The 17705-nt window shown below is 34.5% G+C and carries 19 protein-coding genes and 1 other annotated feature; of the genes, 1 reads left to right on the top strand and 18 read right to left on the bottom strand.

Annotated elements, in window-relative coordinates; all coding sequences use genetic code 11:
* Positions 1–29: 29 nt before the first annotated feature.
* From purR to leuS, 6 genes are all read right to left on the bottom strand, one after another.
* Positions 30–851 carry a pur operon repressor gene (purR, locus tag RT412_RS02840; protein ID WP_313346394.1) on the bottom strand — a complete coding sequence of 274 codons (822 nt, stop codon included), beginning with the start codon at positions 849–851 and terminating at the stop codon, positions 30–32.
* A 64-nt stretch (positions 852–915) separates the two neighbouring features.
* On the bottom strand, positions 916–1794 hold the full coding sequence (locus RT412_RS02835) for a DMT family transporter (RefSeq protein ID WP_313346397.1): 879 nt from the start codon (positions 1792–1794) through the stop codon (positions 916–918).
* Between the two features lie 12 nt (positions 1795–1806).
* On the bottom strand, positions 1807–2502 hold the full coding sequence (locus RT412_RS02830) for an amino acid racemase (RefSeq protein ID WP_313370521.1): 696 nt from the start codon (positions 2500–2502) through the stop codon (positions 1807–1809).
* A gap of 96 nt (positions 2503–2598) precedes the next feature.
* A complete protein-coding gene (locus RT412_RS02825) occupies positions 2599–3285 on the bottom strand; it encodes a DUF4397 domain-containing protein (protein ID WP_313346403.1) in 687 nt (228 codons plus the stop codon).
* Positions 3286–3343: 58 nt separating this feature from the next.
* A complete protein-coding gene (locus RT412_RS02820) occupies positions 3344–3850 on the bottom strand; it encodes a GAF domain-containing protein (protein ID WP_313346406.1) in 507 nt (168 codons plus the stop codon).
* Between the two features lie 226 nt (positions 3851–4076).
* Positions 4077–6488 carry a leucine--tRNA ligase gene (gene leuS, locus RT412_RS02815; protein WP_313346409.1) on the bottom strand — a complete coding sequence of 804 codons (2412 nt, stop codon included), beginning with the start codon at positions 6486–6488 and terminating at the stop codon, positions 4077–4079.
* 64 nt (positions 6489–6552) lie between these two features.
* Positions 6553–6759 (bottom strand) — a binding site (T-box leader).
* 130 nt (positions 6760–6889) lie between these two features.
* Between leuS and RT412_RS02810 the strand changes: the two genes are divergently transcribed.
* Positions 6890–8047 carry a YibE/F family protein gene (locus RT412_RS02810; protein WP_313346412.1) on the top strand — a complete coding sequence of 386 codons (1158 nt, stop codon included), beginning with the start codon at positions 6890–6892 and terminating at the stop codon, positions 8045–8047.
* Here RT412_RS02810 and RT412_RS02805 read toward each other — a convergent pair whose 3' ends face one another.
* The 12 genes from RT412_RS02805 to RT412_RS02750 form a co-directional block, all read right to left on the bottom strand.
* The gene (locus tag RT412_RS02805; protein ID WP_313346415.1) at positions 8048–8407 is read right to left on the bottom strand and encodes a NifB/NifX family molybdenum-iron cluster-binding protein; all 360 of its coding nucleotides are present in this window, start codon (positions 8405–8407) and stop codon (positions 8048–8050) included. It lies immediately after the preceding gene.
* Positions 8408–8423: 16 nt separating this feature from the next.
* Positions 8424–8630, bottom strand: a complete 207-nt coding sequence (locus RT412_RS02800; protein ID WP_313346418.1) for a DUF5320 domain-containing protein — start codon at positions 8628–8630, stop codon at positions 8424–8426.
* A 188-nt stretch (positions 8631–8818) separates the two neighbouring features.
* Positions 8819–9190: a DUF134 domain-containing protein gene (locus RT412_RS02795; protein WP_313346421.1), complete on the bottom strand. Its 372-nt coding sequence runs from the start codon at positions 9188–9190 to the stop codon at positions 8819–8821.
* A gap of 14 nt (positions 9191–9204) precedes the next feature.
* Positions 9205–9561, bottom strand: a complete 357-nt coding sequence (locus RT412_RS02790; RefSeq protein WP_313346424.1) for a NifB/NifX family molybdenum-iron cluster-binding protein — start codon at positions 9559–9561, stop codon at positions 9205–9207.
* Complete coding sequence (locus RT412_RS02785; RefSeq protein WP_313346428.1) at positions 9558–10403, bottom strand: Mrp/NBP35 family ATP-binding protein; 846 nt, start codon at positions 10401–10403, stop codon at positions 9558–9560. Before RT412_RS02785 ends, RT412_RS02790 begins: the two co-directional genes overlap by 4 nt.
* A gap of 4 nt (positions 10404–10407) precedes the next feature.
* The gene (locus tag RT412_RS02780) at positions 10408–11265 is read right to left on the bottom strand and encodes an ATP-binding protein (protein ID WP_313346430.1); all 858 of its coding nucleotides are present in this window, start codon (positions 11263–11265) and stop codon (positions 10408–10410) included.
* Positions 11237–12100 carry an ATP-binding protein gene (locus RT412_RS02775; protein WP_313346432.1) on the bottom strand — a complete coding sequence of 288 codons (864 nt, stop codon included), beginning with the start codon at positions 12098–12100 and terminating at the stop codon, positions 11237–11239. Before RT412_RS02775 ends, RT412_RS02780 begins: the two co-directional genes overlap by 29 nt.
* Positions 12101–12349: 249 nt before the next feature.
* Positions 12350–13900, bottom strand: a complete 1551-nt coding sequence (locus RT412_RS02770) for a glutamate synthase-related protein (protein WP_313346433.1) — start codon at positions 13898–13900, stop codon at positions 12350–12352.
* 136 nt (positions 13901–14036) lie between these two features.
* Positions 14037–14228 carry a twin-arginine translocase TatA/TatE family subunit gene (locus RT412_RS02765; RefSeq protein WP_313346435.1) on the bottom strand — a complete coding sequence of 64 codons (192 nt, stop codon included), beginning with the start codon at positions 14226–14228 and terminating at the stop codon, positions 14037–14039.
* Positions 14229–14242: 14 nt separating this feature from the next.
* Positions 14243–14980 (bottom strand): formate dehydrogenase accessory sulfurtransferase FdhD, encoded by a 738-nt coding sequence (gene fdhD / locus RT412_RS02760; RefSeq protein ID WP_313346438.1) that lies wholly within the window; start codon positions 14978–14980, stop codon positions 14243–14245.
* Positions 14981–14992: 12 nt separating this feature from the next.
* Positions 14993–15559 carry a hypothetical protein gene (locus RT412_RS02755; RefSeq protein ID WP_313346441.1) on the bottom strand — a complete coding sequence of 189 codons (567 nt, stop codon included), beginning with the start codon at positions 15557–15559 and terminating at the stop codon, positions 14993–14995.
* A gap of 24 nt (positions 15560–15583) precedes the next feature.
* Positions 15584–17689 carry an aldehyde ferredoxin oxidoreductase gene (locus tag RT412_RS02750; RefSeq protein WP_313346444.1) on the bottom strand — a complete coding sequence of 702 codons (2106 nt, stop codon included), beginning with the start codon at positions 17687–17689 and terminating at the stop codon, positions 15584–15586.
* Positions 17690–17705 lie beyond the last annotated feature (16 nt).

The following is a 17705-nucleotide window of genomic DNA, read 5'->3' as shown; positions in this document are numbered from 1 at the left end:
TTTTCATTTTTTGGCAAAAAAGTATGAAATTATTTTAACAATTTATCATTTGGCTTAATTTCAATTATTCCTTCTTTCTCGTTTACTCTATCCATGACCAATAACGACAAATAATTATCCACCAATTTTTTCTCCGGTTCCTTGGTTTCTATTACTACAGCAGTCCCCACTACCTCTGCGTTAAATTCTCTCATCATATCACCCATGCCCTTACAGGTGCCTCCACCCTTCATAAAATCATCTATTATCAAAACTTTTGAGTTTTCTTTCAATGATCTCCTCGACAAGGACATTGTCTGAATATTATTTGACGAACCGGAAACATAATTAATACTTACAGTTGCCCCTTCCGTTACCTTATTGTTTCTTCTTATTACAGCAACAGGAACATTCAGCTTCTGTCCTGTCAAAATCGCCACGGGAATACCCTTTGTTTCAACAGTTATAATACAATCAATTTTCGTATTTGAAAATTCAGATGATATAACTTTAGCAATATTTGTTACAATGCCGGGATTGTTAAATATATCGGTCAAATAGATAAATCCACCGGGTAAAATTCTGTTTTTATTTGAAAACAACTGACAAAGATCAGTGAGAATTTTATTTTTTTCGTCCATGCTCATAACCGGTATAAATACGGCACCGCCTGCAGCACCTGAAATAGTTTCTATTCTTCCGTAATTTAATTCGGATACTACTTCCCTTACAATCGATACATCTTCACTTATAGTAGATTTAGCAGCATTAAATATTTCCGAAAAATAGTTATAAGAAAATACATAGTTTGGTTTTTCGGCAAATATTTTCATGAGTGCACCGATTCTTTGATTCCTTTTATATTTTTTCATAATTACTCCACACGAATATTTTTTTTAATTATATAGCAATTATTCGTTTATTACAATAGGGTTTTTAATTTTTTTTAAGCATCCAATCATATCCTATTTCAGCTATTAAGACAGCTATAAATATTACAATAAAACCTATAATTGTCATAACTGAATATTTTTCGTGCAGAAATAACACTCCAAAGATACTGCCTATAATCGATTCCAAGCTTAATATTATTGCCGCATGAGTCGTTGATGTGTATTTTTGTCCGAATGTCTGCATCAAAAAGCAAAGCATTGTAGCAACTAAGCTCAAATACATAATACCTAACGCTCCTTTTGTATTATAGACAATAGGTTGATTTTCAAATAACATCATTACTAAAAATATCACAGTGCACGTTACCATTTGAATCGTTGTAATAACAGCCGGGTCCTTATCTGGTGCAAAAATACCTGTGGCAACCACCTGCCAGGCAAAACAAATTGCACTGATAAAGGTTAAGAAATCCCATATATTGAATTTACCGAAGTTCTCAAAATCCACAGTTAATAATATTATACCTAAAAACATTAACACTGCCGCAATAAGATTATTTTTCCCCGGCTTTATCTTTGTAACTATATAATAGAAAAACGGAACCATAACAACATTTGTACCCGTCAGGAATGCGGAGTTTCCCGCCGAGGTTCCTGTTAATCCGATAGTCTGAAAAATATAACCAACCGCTAAAAAGAAGCCCATTATAAAACCGGCTTTAATATCTAATTTGGTTACATTTTTCACCTTTTTATAAAATAATATAAACGAAACTAAAATTGCAAATATAAATCTTAAAAATAAAACCTGATATGTAGTATACACTTCCAATGCCATTTTTGTTACGGTAAAGCCTGTACCCCAAAAAAACGCCACAAAAAACAGCATCAAGTCAGCTTGTTTAGATGTCAATTCCTTCATGTTTCCTCCAAATTAATTTAATTCTCCGCCTGCATATATTATTGAGCTTTCAGTTATAACTTCCATAGGATTAATATAAGGTCCCTCTATTTTATACAAATATTGTGCTGATGATAATTCTGTGCATCCTAACAAAAATGCTTCTGCTCCCATATCCTTTAATTCATTTACACATTCAGAAAACAAACCTGTGCCTTCTTCATATTTTCCGCTTTTTATTACGTCATATATAAATTTCATAATTTTTTCCTGAGTTTTTTCGGGAATCACTGTCTTTATTCCCATATCATTATAATAATTTTCGTATATTTTTGATTTAATTGTTCCGTCAGTTGCCATCAATCCGACAACCGTACCTCTGCCGTATTTATTAAAAGTATATTTTACTGTTTCTTCTACCATATTAATGAAAGGAATATTTACTCTTTCTTTTATTTTATCTATAAAAAAATGTGCTGTATTGCACGGCATTATTAGAAAGTCAGCACCTGCTTGTTCCAATCTCTGAGCCGATTTAATCAGTTCTATCGTAGGATCAATGCATCCACCTAATATTGCTTTTGTTCTGTCAGGTATATTAGTATTGCTGTCTATTATAACATGTATATGCTCTTGATCCTTTTGAGCTTTCGTTCTCATGACTACTCTTGAATATAAATCAACCGTAGCAAGAGGACCCATACCGCCTATTATTCCTATTGTTTTCATCATACACCTCGATAAATTCACAAAATTATTAACAATTGTTTCATTATACCATAAAAAAGCGTAAAAAAACAAGCATACAAGATGCTTGCTGAAAGATTAACACAACCCTAAATAATTAACTCCATCCTCAGGTATAATTATTTTTATATCAGGTTTTTTTACGTTGCCTACTAAATATATTGTATAATGCATCTTAGGTGCAAACCCGACATTCATAATCTTTGCAACACTTTTTTTATTTTTTTTATCTCTTAATTCTAAGTTGTATTTTCCGGAGGGTATGGCAACATTATTTGACACACCTCCATAATTTATTCCTGAAAACCATACAGCTCCATCCGAGACAACAAGCTCCGTCTGCGGAGAATCCATAAGCAAATTTGCTAACTTCACAGAGGACATAGCGCCCTTAATGTAATTTTCCTTTGCTTCAGGAATTATCAATAAGCTTATATCTGTTTTATCATTATCATCAGCAGCAATTACTCCTGTGTACGCCAAATTTTTGTCGATATTGATATCGGATTCAAATATAAGTTTTTTTGGTTCGTTTGTTTTGTAAATTTTTATACGATAAGTTCCCGGCTTAAACTGTGCATATCTGGTAAAACCTCCTGATTTTATGTTCTCTCCCATTACTATTTCATTAACATGTACATCCACCGGACAATCAATATAGGTATTTAGCAATCTAAAGAATGATTTATTACAAAAACATCTGCTCATTTGACCGTAAATAATATTTTTATAATAATCATTATAAGTACTGTTTCCAAAATTCATATACTCACCCCTTCTCATCATATTATATGAATCTCAGGAGTAAATGTTCAGTAAACGTTTATGAGAAATTCTCTGGAAATACAACATATTTGACAATAATAGACACAAATTTTTCTAAATATTTCTTGTCAGTTTCATCGAATCTTTGTAGGATCGGGCTGTCTATATCAAGTACCCCTACTAATTTATTATTGTCAGATAAAATCGGTATTACTATTTCTGAATTAGATGCAGAATCACAGGCAATATGACCCGGAAACTCATGAACATTCTTAACCAACTGAGTTCTTAGTTCAGCTGCAGCAGTTCCGCAAACACCTTTTCCTAATGAAATGTGGGTGCAGGCCGGCTTTCCCTGAAATGGTCCTAAAACCAATTCCCCGTTTTTATATAAATAAAATCCTGCCCAGTTTATATCATCTATCAATAACCACAGTAATGCTGATGCATTGCTTAAATCAGCAAGCCAGTCCGGTTCCTCACATATCAAACCTGTCAACTTTAAGTTTAAATAATTATAGAACTTATCCTTTGAATCAAAGTTAATTTTCTCGATATTGTTCATTTTGCCTCCTTTGGTCTTGTCATTGCTCTTCTCACCGTCATAAACGGAATGAAGTATATTTCCCAAAGTATATCAATAACTAACAAAGAATGCAAATTATTCATTCCTTAGACTTAAAAAAACGAGCAATAAAAATACTCGTTTTTATTATTTCACTTACAGTATAAGCGACTGACCCCAAATCAAAGATTTGGGTCAGTCGCTTATTTTCAATTGGTTTTTTATATTACTTAACTACTATGTTGTAAATTTTGCCTGCAACATAGATTTCTTTAATTATGCTTTTACCCTCCAGGTATTTGCTGATGCTTTCATCATTGGCTGCCAATTTTCTTGCCATATCTACATCGGCATCCTTTGGCAGAACAATTTTACCTCTGACCTTACCGCTTATCTGAACAGGCAACTCAATAACATCATCTACTGTTTTTTCTTCATCCCACATTGGCCAGCCTGCTTGATTTAACATACCGCCAAAATTCATTTCCTCCCAAATTTCTTCGGTTATGTGAGGAGCGACAGGATTTAACAATGTTACAAATGCTTTAAATTCATCACGAGTTATAAAGCCGTCTGAAGTAATATCGTTTACGAAGCTCATCATTGCGGCAATAGCCGTATTGTATTTCATTGCTTCATAATCTTCTGTTACTTTTTTGATTGTTTTATGCATCAAAGTAGTATGCTTTTCTGAATATCCTGCTTCATCAGTTACCATATCCTGAAGCTTCCATACTCTGTCAAGGAATCTTCTGCATCCCTTTACGCTTGCATCGTTCCATATTGCATATTTTTCATAATCACCTATAAACATAATATACGTTCTGAGAGTATCTGCACCGAATTCTTCGATAATATCATTAGGGTTAACAACGTTACCTCTTGATTTGGACATTTTTTCACCGTCCGAGCCGAGAATCAGTCCCTGAGCGGTACGCTTAGCATATGGCTCTTTGAATGTAACAGCACCGATATCATACAAGAATCTGTGCCAGAATCTTGAATAAATCAAGTGTCGAGTAACATGCTCCATGCCGCCGTTATACCAGTCAATCGGACCCCAGTAGTTAAGTTTTTCTTCTGAAGCTATTGCCTCTTTATTGCGAGGGTCCATATATCTTAAGAAATACCATGAAGAACCTGCCCACTGAGGCATAGTATCAGTTTCTCTTTTTGCATTACCTCCGCATACCGGGCATTTTACATTAACCCATTCAGGTATGTTTGCCAATGGTGATTCTCCTGTTTCTGTAGGTTGATAGTTTTCTACTTCAGGCAATGTAACCGGCAAATCTTCTTCAGGTACGGGAACCATACCGCATTTTGAGCAATGGATTATTGGAATCGGTTCTCCCCAATATCTTTGTCTGTTAAATGCCCAATCCTTCATTTTATAGTTGGTTTTTGATTCACCTAAATTATTTTCTTTTAAATAGTCAATTATTTTAGCTATTGCATCTTTAACTCTCAAACCGTTTAATATACCCGAATTTACCAATATGCCATCTTCAACGTCTGTAAATGCTTCTTCTTGAACGTTTCCGCCGCCTATTACTTCTACTATAGGAATATTAAATTTCTTGGCAAATTCCCAGTCTCGTGTATCGTGTCCCGGAACAGCCATTATAGCTCCTGTTCCATAACCCATCATTACATAGTCGGCAACCCAGACAGGAACCTCATCACCTGAAACAGGATTAACTGCTGCAAGACCTTTGATTTCTACACCTGTTTTATCCTTTGCTAATTGAACTCTTTCAAATTCTGTTTTCTTTCTTGACTGTTCCTGATATTCCTTTATTTCATCTAAATTAGAAATTCTATCGGCATATTTTTCAAGAAACGGATGCTCGGGAGCAATAACCATAAATGTTACCCCAAACAATGTATCCGGTCTTGTCGTAAAAACTCTCAGCTTATCATCGGTATCTTTTAATTTGAAATCAACCTCGGCACCGTATGAACGTCCTATCCAGTTTTCCTGCTCTAATCTGATTCTCGGCAGAAAATTAACTTCATTTAAGCCGTCTAACAGCTTATCCGCATATTCTCTTATTTTTAAAAACCAAACATCCTTTTCAAGCTGGACTACTTCCTGACCGCAACGGTCGCAAACTCCGTTTTGTGATTCTTCGTTTGCAAGAACAACCTTACAGCTGTTACAGAAATTAACGTATGTTTTATCTTTAAATGCTAACCCATGCTTAAACAGCTGAACAAATATCCATTGTGTCCATTTGAAATATTCGGGATCTGTTGTATCAACCGTTCTGTCCCAGTCAAAAGAATATCCTGCTTCTTTTAATTGCTGTGTAAAAACCTTAATGTTTCTATCTGTTACTATTCTCGGGTGTATGCCTGTTTGAATTGCATAATTTTCTGTAGGAAGTCCGAATGCATCCCACCCGATTGGGAAAAGAACATTGTATCCTTCTAATCTTCTCTTTCTGCTGATTACTTCAAGAGACGTATAGGCACGTATATGTCCTACGTGCAGTCCTACTCCTGATGGATACGGAAATTCCACCAGACCGTAAAATTTCTTTTTGTCAGAATTATCATCTGCTTTAAAAGTTTCATTTTTCTCCCATACTTCCTGCCACTTTTTCTCTATGGCGCTTGGATTATATGTCTTCATTATGTCCTCCAGATTATTGTATATTTTGTTCAATGGGGTTGGGGCATAAAAAAAGCTCCATCCCTGCTGGGACGAAGCTATATCCGCGGTACCACCCAAATTAGGCATTAACTGCCTCACTTAAATTTTAATAACGGTTATATCCGTTTGAAACTACTTTATTCGCTCCAAATACTCATGGACGAGTTCAGCTCTCATATTACTGCCTCTCACCAAACGGCAGCTCTCTTAAAATATTTTCAAACCTACTACTTCCAATCACAGTAATTTATTCACTTTCTACGTATTATATCAGAACAATTTTTTTAATGCAATACCATTTTTTAGGTTTCCAAATAAAAATTGATTATATTATAGGTTTATGATAAAATTTCATATATAAAATAAAAAGTGGAGTTAATATGTCAAATTTAAAATTAACAAAATTAACCGGGAACACAGTTGTTTATATTATAGCATTGATAATTTCTGCTATATTCATAACTACAGGATATAGAATGAATAAGCTTGATTTGTTTCAACATCAGGAAGTAAAGACATACAAAGCAGAGGTATTAGCCATTAATGAAATAACAGAAGAAGAGATTGATTACGGATATGAGTTAATGACATCCAAAACAATCAGATTTATGGCTCGGTTGAATGATAAGAATTTAGACAACAGCAATGTTGAGGTTTTTCAGTATATAGATGAATCAATAGAAATCAATCCTAAGGAAATAGAAATCGGAGATGTAATACTTATTGCCGAGCTTAGTTCAAGAACAAACATAGAAGAAACTGAGTGGATCTTCATTGAATATTACAGAATAAATTCGATTATTAAGCTTACAATTATATTTTTTGCTATGCTTATATTGATTTGTCGAAAAAAAGGAATCAATACGATAATTTCTTTAACAATTACATTCCTCTCAATATTTTTGGTTTTTATACCTTCAATTTTAAGCGGAAGAAACATATATATTTCTTCAATTATTATATGTATTTTTATTATATTATCCAGCTTATTAATAATTCATGGTGTTCACAAAAAAACATTGTGTGCCATTGTTGGTAATTTAGGCGGTCTTGCCACGGCAGGAATTTTGTCCTATGTTATAAGCAATATGCTTAATTTAACTGGTATGATTGATCAGGACTCAATGTTTTTATTGATGATAAATCCTGAAAATCCGTTAAATCTAAAAGCAATTCTATGGAGCAGTATCGTAATCGGTTCATTAGGAGCAGTAATGGATATTTCTATGTCAATTTCTTCTGCAGTTAATGAGCTCGCTGAAAATATTGAAAATAAACATTTTAATATATTTTTAAAATCCGGTATAAACATTGGACAGGATTCAATCGGTACAATGACAAATACTTTAGTTTTGGCATATATCGGAAGTTCTCTGTCAATTGTACTTTTAATGGTTGTTTATAACAATGATTTGTTACAGCTTTTAAATCTCGAAATGATAATATATGAATTTTTGCAGGCAATAATAGGAAGCATGGGATTGTTGTTTGCAATTCCCATAACTTCCCTGTTTTCTGCTTATATATTCAGCAAATAATCAATGCCCGTGAAATCCGGGATGAAAATCATTTAATAAATTAAGATTATCCGAGAAATACTCATCAATATTGTGCTTCAGCGTGCCGGGTACTGATTTATAAATCAGTACTTCGGCATTATTTAATACTTTCTGAGCATTTTCACCGCATCTTGGTGCTATTAAAACCTTAACACCGTTGTCAGCTATAACTTGTGAAACTCTTATTCCGGCTGCTCCTTGATTTAAAACAGCACTGTTATCTAAAAATTCACTTTCCTTCGTTATCGAATTATACATAAGAATATAAGGCGCCCTTCCATATGATTCATAAATACCGGAATTCATATTCTTTTCTCCAGCAGGCAATGCTATTTTCATTTAACCCTCCCAATTTTTAATTTATATTTTCTAATTCAGCATCAATTTCCTCAAGTCGTTCTTTAAGAAAATCCTTGTAATCTTGAAGAAATTCTTTTCTTAATTTATAACGGTAACCCATTCCGTAGCCAAAGCAGCCGCTTCTTCTCAAATCACCGCTGCAGAATCTCTTTCCATAACCAAATCCTCTGTTCATCGGTCCTGTACCATCTCTTCCCGGCATATTATCCCTCCTTTTTATTTTTGACATATGTCATTTATAATATTATTATACACCATTAATGGCATATGTCAATAACTTTTTTTGCACTTACAGTATAAGCGACTGACACCAAATCAGAGATTTGGTGTCAGTCGCTTAAAAATATTAAAAGGGCGCATAAGCGCCCAAGATTAATAACAAAATCATCATCAATTATTCTGATTTTCCATATCGATCCCACATCTGTTTCTGCGGCATCTGCCTCTGCTGCAAAATTCTCCTTCTCCATCACAAAGCTTATAATCTCCGCCCTCTATTCTCAAAACTTTACCGTTTACTAACGATTCTGCGATTTTCTTCCTTGCTTCGCTATAAATTCCTTGAACGGTTGTGCGTGCTACATTCATTTGTATCGCACACTCTTCTTGTGACAGTCCTTCTAAATCAATTAATCTGATTGTTTCATACTCATCAACTGTCATATTTACAAACATTATTTCTTGATTGGGGGAATTTAAAGGGCCAAACCTGTTACTGTCCGGAAGACAGCACACGTTTCTCCATTTTCTAGGTCTTGGCATAATAATTCTCCATATTATTCTCCACAATCCTCATGATGCATATGTTCATTACAAACTGAAGCTGATGATTTAAGATTCCCCCTCAAATATTGCTCAACTGCTTCTCTTGCTTCACCTTTAGCACCTGTTATCACTTCAATTCCCTTATCGTTGAATATTTCGATAGCTCCGGCTCCCATTCCTCCTGAAATAATAACATTTACTCCCAAATCATTTAAAAAGTTAGGTAAAAATCCCGGTTTATGTCCCGGATTGTCAATTGATTGACTGCTTATAATGCTTTTGTTTTCAGCATCGTAAATATTAAAATTAATGCAATGTCCAAAGTGTTCTGTCACCGTATTGTTTTCACTGGCAACTGCTATTTTCATTTATTTCTCCTCCATTCATCATTTTCTAAAATTTCAGCTATGCCGTTAAATTGATTATCATCGATTAATTCAACCAAACCTTTATCAATGGATGTTGCAATCTTTGGATCTATAGGGAGCTTTGCTAAAACTTCAATATTATGTTTCTTTGTAATTTCATCAATATTGCTTTCACCGAAAATTTTATGCTCTTTCCCACACTCATCACATTTAAAATATGACATATTTTCTACAACACCAATAATCGGTATATTCATGCTTTCTGCCATTTTAACTGCTTTTTCAACGATCATTGAAACTAACTCCTGAGGCGAAGTCACCACTATTATGCCATCTACAGGAAGAGATTGAAAAACAGTCAAAGGAACATCCCCGGTTCCTGGAGGCATATCAACGAACATATAATCAACATTCTCCCAAATCACTTCAGTCCAAAATTGCTTTACTACTCCTGCTATAATAGGACCTCTCCAAATAACAGGGTCCGTATCATTCTCCAACAATAAGTTTACTGACATTATTTCTACGCCTGTCTTTGTTCTTGATGGTATTATACCTGTGTTATTACTTTTTGCCTTTTCTTTTACACCAAATGCTTTTGGAATTGAAGGACCGGTTATGTCAGCATCTAAAATGGCAACATTATGATTTCTTCTGTTCATAATAACAGCAAGCATTGATGTTACTAAAGATTTACCTACACCGCCTTTACCGCTTACAACACCTATTACCTTTTTGATGTTACTTAATTCATGGGGTTTTTCTAAAAATTCACTTGGTTCTGTTCTGCTGCTGCAGTTTTGATTGCATGAACTGCAGCTTGAATTACAATTTTCGCTCATTTATTTACTCCTGATCATTTAAAATTTTGATAGTATTATTATAAACTTCTTGTACTGCCCGTTTAGCCGCACAATCTATATCAACAATGGTTACACCATCGTTAATTGCTTCAACTGCCTTTATATCATATGGGATTTTTCCTATTAATTCAATGTTGTAGTTTTTGCAATATCGCTTAATTTTATCAGTGATTTCTTCATTTATATCATATTTATTAATACAAACTGCTGTTTTGGTTTTAAATGTTCTTGCTGTTTCTATAATCCGTTTCATATCACTAAGTCCGGAAACAGATGGTTCCGCAACAATTAAAATCATATTAACACCGCTTATGGATGCAATGACAGGGCAACCGATACCCGGAGACCCATCAATAACGGCAAAATCTGCTTTAGAATTGTCTCGTAATTGCTTTTTAACTTCAGAAACTAATTTACCCGAATTACCGCTGCCCATGTTAAGCTCAGCAGTTGAGAAAACGACATCGTCTTTATACAACATCAAATCTCCCGCTTTAAAATCCTTCATGGTAATTGCAGAAGATGGGCAGATATATTCACATACTCCGCAGCCTTCGCATTCATAGGAGTTTATTATAAAGTTTTTACTAATAGCATCAAAGCTGCAATTTTCAATACACAAACCACATCCAATACATTTGATGGTATCTATTTCTGCTTTTTTCATACCATAATAATCATTAATTTCAGGGCTACTTTTACATTTCGTTACTAAATGCAGATTAGGGGCATCCACGTCACAATCTGCATAGGCTTTAGCTTCAGACAGTTTCACAAAGGCACTTGCTACGGTTGTTTTACCTGTACCGCCCTTACCGCTGAGAATTAACAGCTGTTTCATGGTTGACCTCCTGCATTACTTTTTTTAGTAAATTACTAAAATAATCTCTATATTTACTATTTTCTCTGACTGCTATTAAACCCTTGGAATTAATTTTACCTAATTCAATATCAAATGGTATTTTTTCAATAATCTTAATATTGTTTTTAGTGCAAAATTCTTCAGACGGATTTTCTCCCTTTAAGCTTTTGTTTAGTAATACTCCAAATGGCTTTTTATATAACTTAACAAGCTTATATATCATATTCAAATTATGTGCACCAAACACCGTTGGCTCTGCAATTAATATACAGTAATCAACATCCTTTATACTTTCCATTACACTGCAGCCGCTACCGGGAGGACAATCTATAAATGTAAGCTTTTCATCGTTTGTTTTTTTATTTAGCATATTTTTTATTATAGTTACTCCCGATTCTTCTCCGGTGTTTAAAATTCCTGTTATTACATGAACCTCTTCAAATAATCCGGAACGAATTTCTCCAATAGCTCTGTCTTTTTCAGTAATAGCCTCATTCGGACATACAATGGAACAGCCTCCACATGAATGGCATATTTTGTCAAATAAAATAATTTTATTCTTTATATATGCTAATGCATTAAACTTGCAGAAATCTACGCATTTTCTGCATCCATCGCATAAGCTTTGATTTATCTCGGGAACCTTAACGGTAACAGTTTCTGCTTCTGTAACCTTTGGTTTAAAAAATAAATGGCCGTTCGGTTCTTCAACATCGCAATCTATATAGTACGAATTCCCGGAAGCTGCAGCTAAATTAACTGAAACCAATGTTTTTCCCGTTCCGCCTTTACCGCTTAATACAGCAATTTTCATAATCTACCTCTGTTTTACCGTTTATGACATATGTCTGTAACTAAATTATATTCCAATAATCGTCATATGTCAATAATCATTTGGTGATGTTGCTTATCCTGAACGAAGTTGCAAGGAAATAGAGCCATCAATTCAATGAATTGATGGCTCAGATTTGATAATTTTTATTTATTCACCAAAGGCATCTTTAACTGTCCATTCCTTCCATACGTTACTTACTAAATTAGGTCCGGGTTTTAATTTATACAATTAAAGATTATTTAATTCGCTTACCAACATATCATCATATGTATCTAAGCCGGTTATTTGGGATGCAAGATCTGTCATAGAAATAATATCACTTCTGTCTATATACCCTAATTTGAATTTTCGGTTTAATGCCATCAGTTGTTTTAATCCGGCTGAAATTCTGTTAATATATGAATAAACTCCTATGGCTCCCCCTGATATATCTGAAGCATTTACGTAATAGAGTTTTAACTCTCTAATATCAGAGAAAATTTCTTCTTTCGATGTTCCAAAGCGTTGAAAATCTTTAGGAACAGCTCCTTCTTTAATTAATTCATCTATTTGTCTGCCGGCCATAGCGGCTGCCATTGATGCCCTGCCCACTGCGACAAAATTAATATATGGAGCACCAAGAGCTAATCCTTTAAAAATTTGATCTTCCGTAGCAAATCCTCCTGCTATTGCTACCTGTGGCAATTTATATTCTTTTATATACATTCTTTTTAATATGTCATGAAGCATGCTTTCTAAATAAACAGTGGGTATACCCCATTCATTCATCATCTTAGCGGGGCTGTTGCCGGTACCGCCTCCCGCTCCGTCAAAGGTTACTAAATCCACTCCTGCTTCTGTTGCTATCTTTAATATTCTCACCAAATCCTTTAAATCAAACGGTCCTGTTTTAAAGCAAATATGCTCAGCACCTAATTCTCTTAACTTGTTTACACGGTCTATAAGTATTTCTTCATCCCACATCGGAAGTTTTCCGATTTTTTCAAATACTTGACCTTTTCCTTTATTGTAATTTCCAGAAACTATCGGATCTTCAGGATCCGGATATAGTAAATATCCCATCCTTTTAAATTTCAAAGCATCATTTATATCTTTTACCCTGCCCATTCCTTGTATTCCCTTAGCTGCCTGACCAAATTTAAGTTCCACTGATTTAATTCCTAATTTTGTAATAGCATAGTCAAGTACGCCTAAGTTTTCATCATCATAATTTGCCTGAAGAATAATATCTCCTAATCCTCTGTAGTACTGTCTGAATGAATTTACCATTTCGTCAATAAGTGGAGATGAAACAACTTTACCATTTTCCAACACTAAATTTTTATCCTTGGCAACTACATCTTCTCCTATGACAGCCAATACTCCTGCCATAGCTGCACCCGCAAAATAATCTTTCCAATTTAACTTAGCCATTGCAGGTAATATAAAAGGAGCCGAAATTTCAATCTTGTTGTTTTTTCCAAAGTATGTCTTAATATCAGCTTTTGGAAAAGTAGCTTCCTCTGCGCTTTTTTCACATCCTAATGCTCCGAATACTCTGCCGTTAATATTAAAATGAGCAAAATCAAGGGGATAATTCTTTTCTGAAGCAAATTGGTTTATATCCGTTTCAAAAGGATAAATTGCTTCAGAACCTCGCAAAGCAGACAAACCAATTTCACAAGTACCGATACAATTTGAAGTACATACTGCACACATTCCCGAGAACGCAGAAACGTTTTCAGGGGTTCTAAGTCTTGTATGACTTATTGTGCTACCAAGCGACGGGCTATAACTCATATTTTACCTCCATATATTTTTGACATATGTCATTATAATTAAATTATATTCCCATAAAAGATATATGTCAATAACGAATATAAGTAAAAAAAAGACCGGCACCCATTAAATCGGCACCGGCAATATGAAAGAATTATTAGCTAACTTTTTTATCAGAATCGTTTAAGTCTACTTCCAACTCTTTTTGTGCTTTGCTTGCATATCCTTTAAAATTATTTATAGCTTCACCCAATGATTTACCTATTTCAGGCAACTTAGACGGTCCAAAAATAACTAAAGCAATTGCAAATATTAATATTAATTCCCATGGTCCTATTTTACCAAACATACATATCTCCTTTCCTAAATTGCTATTCTTTCTTCATACATATATACTATCGGATTACTTGAGTTTATCCTGCCAATTACGGTAATACCTAAGTTATTTGCCAATTCTAATGCAGATGTAGTCGGTATACTTCTTGATACAACGAACGGGCATTTTACATTAGCTGCCTTTAATATCATATCTGTTGAAATTCTACCTGTTGTCATAAGCATTGTGTTACTGAAATTGACTTCCTTAAGCATTCCCTTTCCTATAACTTTATCAACTGCATTGTGTCTGCCTACATCTTCACATAATGCAAATATTTCACTTTCGTCAGATAATGCTGCACAATGCATTCCACCGTATTTTTTATACATATTCGCTTTAGAGAACATTTCAATAGCTATTTTTTTTACTCCTTCTATTGAAATATGAAAGTCTGATTCGACTTTAGGAAGCTTAGCTATTGATTCATTAAATTTAACTCCACTGCCACAACCGCTGCTTAGCACTGTACTTAATTCAATACCACTAAAGTCAACTTCAACGGAGGAAATTGCAAAGATCATTTTCATATCTTTACATGCTCCCAAAGAACTTAGATCTTTTGCACTATTAATTAAACCTCGGCTAAAAAGATGACCTATGGCTAATTCCTTAAGTTCACTTGGAGTGCACATAAAAGTTACTAAATTTTTGCCATTCAGTAATAATTGTACCGGTTCTTCTTCGCAAATATTTATTTTTTGCAAAACCATTGTCTCTTTCATAATTGCCCCCTTTTAAGGATTTTCTTCACGTGTTACTTCTGCCCATTCTGTTAAAGCAGCTGCATAATCCCTTGTCAGATATTCTTCAGAATATAAACACACGACCCCGTTAGAAGCTTTTGTTTCTTTAATATCTTTATATTCCTGAATATTTTTATACTGATTGACAATGTTTGATAATTCTTCCTTTTTCAAACAATATGGTTCCTTTAAGAATACATTTAAACTTGTAGTCTTTGGATATCTCTTAGAATTATATCTGACAGTTTGAGCAATTATTTTTAATAAATCTTTTTCTTCTATTCTGAAAAGTAATTGAACATAACTGTCAGTCATTTCTTTTTTAGAATAGAAGTATCTGTTTTCTTTTCCTTTCAACTCTTTTATATCACTAAATTCTTCACTGTTAAATAACTTGCCGAAGAATATTTCTTTGTTTTCTTCGTTTAGATTTATAGGTTCAAAGAAAAAGTCATTATATTTTATAAATTTACCGTTTGATGAGTTTTCCCTGATATATTTTGCCGTAAACTCTAAATCTTCAAGAAGAACTTCATCATTTAAATTTTCATTAGACACTATTATTCCTCCTCATGACTAATATTAAGCCGGTAATAATCCTAATTTTCCAAGTTCAGACGCAACATCATGCATTCCCAATCTTTCTAATGTTGCTTTTGTTGGTGCTCCTGTTTTTTCATCCCAACCCATTTCTTTATAAAACATTGTAAGTGCAATCTGCATATCATCTCTATCAAGTTTGGTTGTTCCGGGAGTGAAGACTTTCTTATCAGGATCCTTGTCAAAAATCCAGTCAGTCATCAAATCATGTTCTTTTCTCATGTCAACAGTACCCATTTCCTTTACTGTTAATGCCCTGTGTAATGTAAGAATTCTCTCTGCCGCCATATCCAACTCTTCTTCTGTAGTATCTATACCGGTTACTACTGAGAAATATTGAGCCTCTAATGTAGTATCTCCGCGATAATTTCTTTCCTTAACAGGTGAAGTCGCCATAGGCCACATCCAGTTACATAGTGTCAACGAGTCATGTAAACAGTTTCTTACAATACTCCATTTAGCAAATTTTGCTTTATATTCATTCATAGGTGTATAGTTTGCCGGTGCGTCAACTGCGTCAGCAGAACCCCAAATTTCTGCACCTATTTCCTTAAGTATATCTATCGGTAATCCGGCACCAAGGAAATTGCTATGTGTGTGACACATAGGGTCTCTATTGAATAAGCAGTTAATTACAGCTCCTACTTGAGCACCTGCTTCACTTGAATGGTGTAATGGATAACCTAACGGAGACCACATTTTAGAACTTGGAGCATTCCAGAAATCTTCACCAAAGTTCCATCTCTTAGCTATAAAATATGTGCCATCTCCTAAATGACTGAATTCTCCTTCTTTTAATGCAATTCTTCTATAAAAATCAATTAAGAATCCAGGGTCACCTGCTTCTAATAAATCCCAAGGAATGCTGTTATACTCTTCTTCTGATAATACTTCCTTTAATATTCCATTTTCATATGCATATTTTAAATCTCTTCCTATTTCACCGTAATTGCACCATACTCCGTAATCATCAGCTACCTGAGCACCTACAACTTTACCAATCATACTCTTGTCGCCTTCTTCAAATTGGTCCTGTACGCCTTTAATCATAACAGTATTTGGGGAACTCCAACCCATACAAGTGTTCGCAACATATGGTGAAAGACCATATTTTTCTTTTATTTTAGGAACATGCACTTGAGCATGGCATCTAACCGGACACGAATGACATCCACCCATTCTAACAGTATATTTTTCCGCTACTGCTCCAAGGTCTTTTGTAGCTTTCTGTGTACGATATCCAACTTTGTTTATATCGCCGGGAGGGCAAAGTCCTGTTTCAACATTGCTTGATGATGCTCCCCAATGAAGTCCTTCTTTTGCAGTCCAACGGCTTGCTTCATCACTGAATTCGGCCCACGGCTGAGGTGTGCTTGGAACAACATGTTGATTGTTAGCACCAATTATATCTTTTAGCATGAAGGTATCTAATTTCATAAGGTCCGATTTGTCTTTTCCTATTTTAACAGAACCTGTTCCTATAACACCTATAGCTTTTAATTTCTTTGAGCCCATAACTCCGCCATGACCACCTGCAGAGTGTGAAGTTCCGTTCATAATAACAGACATAGGAACCATATTTTCTCCTGCCTGTCCAATAGCTGCTACACAAGTTTCTTTTCCCATAACTGATGCAATTTGAGCTGTTGTATTAAAGATTCCGGTTCCCCATACAAAAGAGGCATCTTCTATTGTTACGTCATCATTTTCTATTCTTAACCAAACCGGCTTTTTAGAAGCTCCTTCAATTATTATCATATCCCATCCGGCATATTTCAAAAATGCAGCAAAATTTCCGCCCATATGGCTGTCTGTAACTAAATTTTTGTCATTTCCCGGATATAATGATGTAATATTTGTTCTTGAACTACATGGAACACCACTTCCACATAATGGTCCGGAACCAAATATTATTTTATTTTCCGGATCATATGGTTTTGTGCCTTGTGGTACTTCATCAAACATAATTTTATAAGCAATACCCATTCCGCCTATATAATCCTGATATTTATTAGTATCTACGGAACTTATTTTTCCATTTGTTAAGTTAACTCTTAAAATTTTACCGGTCCATCCGCCTGTAGACATATTTATTCCTCCAAAT

This window comes from Sedimentibacter sp., from assembly GCF_032080165.1.
Taxonomy (GTDB): Bacteria; Bacillota; Clostridia; order Tissierellales; family Sedimentibacteraceae; genus Sedimentibacter.
The sequence above is the reverse complement of the archived record's forward strand: the minus strand, read 5'-3'. Positions and strand labels throughout refer to the sequence as shown.